This window comes from Rhizobium sp. LARHSG275 (assembly GCF_052871115.1).
The window spans coordinates 1-687 of record NZ_JBIXJN010000068.1 but is presented as its reverse complement, the minus strand read 5'-3'; the positions used below and the strand labels follow the sequence as shown (position 1 = coordinate 687).

Below are 687 nucleotides of genomic sequence, written 5' to 3'. Positions count from 1 at the left end.
CGGTTCAGGTAGCCGCGAGCCACCCCCGCCCCGCCGATATAAAGCTCGCCAACCGCACCAAACGGAACGGGTGCGCCATGACCGTCCAGAAGATAGATCCGCGTGTTCGCAATCGGACGGCCGATCGGCACATACCGGTGAGGCGCCTCAACTCTCGTGTCGGTAGAAAAGGTGGTCGCCCAAATTGTAGTCTCCGTCGGACCATAAAGATTTCTGAGAGATTTTACCCTTCTGCCGAGGTTCGAGGCCAGTTCTGAATGCAACGCTTCGCCGCCACATAACGCACGTAAATCGGGCGCACCCTCCCATCCGGCGTCGAGGAGCATACGCCACGCTGCCGGGGTCGCCTGCATCACGGTTATCTTCTGATGGGATAGATACCGCTGCAATCCAATAGCACTGGTCTCGTGAGCAACAACTACGTTAGCTCCCATGGCCAGTGGCAGACAGAGTTCGAGCCCCGCAATGTCGAAAGAGATCGTCGTGATCGCGAGGAGTGAATCGCGCTCTGTGAGGCCCGATACATCTAAAAGAGCGCGTAGAACATTGACAACACTTGCATGCTCGACCATGACGCCCTTCGGCGTGCCGGTGGATCCCGATGTGTAGATGACATAGGCGAGATGGCGCGCTGTCAGGCCGAGGGCATGCGGGTCGGGATCGTCAGCGGACTGATCGGCCCAGGCG

The 687-nt window shown here is 59.0% G+C and carries 1 protein-coding gene; it reads right to left on the bottom strand.

Annotated elements, in window-relative coordinates; translation table 11 throughout:
* A partial coding sequence (locus tag ACIPSK_RS33050) for an AMP-binding protein (RefSeq protein ID WP_446533146.1) occupies window positions 1-687 on the bottom strand: 687 nt, incomplete at both ends.